Origin of the sequence: uncultured Candidatus Kuenenia sp., from assembly GCF_900696675.1 — a bacterium.
Lineage (GTDB): Bacteria > Planctomycetota > Brocadiia > Brocadiales > Brocadiaceae > Kuenenia > Kuenenia stuttgartiensis_A.
Genome location: NZ_CAADGZ010000237.1, coordinates 1 through 2,231 on the forward strand (window position 1 = coordinate 1; position 2,231 = coordinate 2,231).

The 2,231-nt window shown below is 38.6% G+C and carries 3 protein-coding genes; all 3 read right to left on the reverse strand.

Annotated features, from left to right (window positions below; genetic code table 11):
- Positions 1-356: four helix bundle protein (locus QZT26_RS17280; protein WP_295103942.1), on the reverse strand; the 356-nt coding region annotated here is incomplete at its 3' end.
- Positions 357-523: 167 nt separating this feature from the next.
- Positions 524-1,027, reverse strand: a complete 504-nt coding sequence (locus QZT26_RS17285) for a DUF3368 domain-containing protein (RefSeq protein WP_099325451.1) — start codon at positions 1,025-1,027, stop codon at positions 524-526.
- On the reverse strand, positions 1,027-1,290 hold the full coding sequence (locus QZT26_RS17290; RefSeq protein ID WP_157820543.1) for a UPF0175 family protein: 264 nt from the start codon (positions 1,288-1,290) through the stop codon (positions 1,027-1,029). Before QZT26_RS17290 ends, QZT26_RS17285 begins: the two co-directional genes overlap by 1 nt.
- Between the last annotated feature and the right edge of the window lie 941 nt (positions 1,291-2,231).

A 2,231-nucleotide genomic window follows, 5' to 3' on the forward strand; every position in this document is an offset into this window, starting at 1 on the left:
TTTGGATTATTGATCATACTCCCAAGCATTTTTCCAACTTCTAAGCAAATAGACGTCAGCTCCTTATGATGTTTGTCCGTAATGTAGTTGCAGTCTCGTGCAAAGTCTAACCATGTATCTGTTTCAATGTTTTCACCATCACAGTCTGTAAGTTTGCTTACAAAATGTGCAGGATAACGCCTTTTTGCCCAAGCTTCCCTCAGGTTGGCGCAGACGGATCTTGATGATCGGCGTATTTGATCTGTAAGAGCAAAACGCTCCTCACAGTGGAATTCTTTCGAAAGTTCAAACAGTTCCATAGCAAGTGCATAAGCTTTCTGATACACCCGCAAATCCTTAGCTGATTCAATTTTCATATTATCCAGAGGCCTGAAGTCAGAGGTCAGAGGTCTGCATTAGAACGGTTGAGTCGTTAAGACGTTAAATGGTTGATTAGATAATAAACAGTTGGCAGTTTGGCCGTGAGCGGTCAAAGGTCAAAAACAGGCTGACAAGCTGACAAGCATGCAAGATTTATTAAAAATCAGGATGACATCTTACTCTCTACATCTTTTTTAAACTGCTCAATAAGTTTCTCGCCTATCCAGAAGCCGTTCAACCGTAACTTATTTATCTCATGGATTGGTTCTTTTATTAAGCCTTTCGTCCATGCAAATCTAATAACACCAACTGTGCCAATCATTTTCAGATTAACAGTCCTTGCAAAATTACGTGGCTCTCTGTTGTCAAGTAAAAGAATGCTTTTTTTAATCTCCTGTCCCAGCGTTATAACTTCGGCTTCGCCTTCATCAAGAATGGTCTGCAATACTTCAACTTCTGGCCTGTTTTTCACAGAAACAACTCTTATCCATTCTTTACATGCCTCCTCTATTACATTCGCTCCCTGTTTTCCTCTTCCTTCTACAACAACTTCCTTATACACAGCCTCAGGAATAACTATTTCCGACCATAATTTTCTTAAGATATGCAGTTGTTCAATTCCCACAAGTCCTATTAATGGAGAAGCATTGGAAATAACAACAGGCATTATGATAATTCCCTGATTGTTTCTAAATCTTCCTCATACTCAGCCAAATCATAATGCAAAGGGATTTTCCTTTCTCTTAAAAATTCCAGAAAGTCCCATACTGATAACCCTGAAAATTGTCTTGCCTGACCAAAACTTAAAAGTTTTTTTTCAAAAAAATAAACTGAAAGTTCTTTTTTTAGCGTTTCACTTACTTCACTTTCACGCAAACCAAGCGCTTTTATCACTCTTTCTGGTATTTCTATATCATATTTAACAGGCATATAGCACATTCCCCATTTATAAAAAGTAAGGCGGAAAACTGGCAAAGGGTAAATAGTTCAAATTCGAGGTAAGTGGGCAAAGATCGGAAGTCAGAAGCCAGAGGTCAGAGGTCTGCATTAGAACGGTTGATTCGTTAAGACGTTAAATGGTTGATTAGATAATAAACAGTTGGCAGCGAGCGGTCAAAGGTCAAAACAGGCTGACAAGCGGACAAGCATGCAAGATTTATTAAAAATCAGGATGACATCTTACTCTCTACATCAAAGGCAATATTCTTCACGTCAATACGAGGATCGGAAGCTTCCGAATCTCTTCCGCTATGAGGTGATGTCCCTTACACTCCTTGTCGTCGTAAGCTATGTCAATATCATTCGTTTTAGTAAAAAGGAAACAGTGCCTGGACTCCGTCCCTCTCAGTTACATGGATATCATATGTGTAACTTATTATATTGCGGTACTTATGAATAACTTGCCCGCCTGCCAGTGAAACGAGATTGTCGCTCTATGTTAGACGTCACCCTTACAGTCCGTTTACCTATGCGCGTGGCAGTAAAGAATTGTTTGAATTGTTAAACGTTTAGAATTTCAAACGTTCGGCATAATAAACACTTCTTCGGGGATTGTCAATCCAGAAATGGGAAAACTTGTTAAATAGTTGAAGTCTGATGTCTGGGACAAATTGAGTAGCGATAGTAAAAAGCATTTATTTTTAGAAGAACCTGTTTTTTTCTTGCATTTGAATTGTTTCTAGAGTATTAAATTCTGCATGAATCCATTTCTCAGTGAAAAAACCCGAATAGAATTTAAAAAAGCACATAAGAAAGAGCCTCATAGACGTCATGCCGACCGAATCAAAGCTATACTTCTTCTTGATTCAGGATGGAGTTATGAAGAAGTAGCAGAGGCGCTCTTGTTAGACGATCAAACAATCAGGAATTAC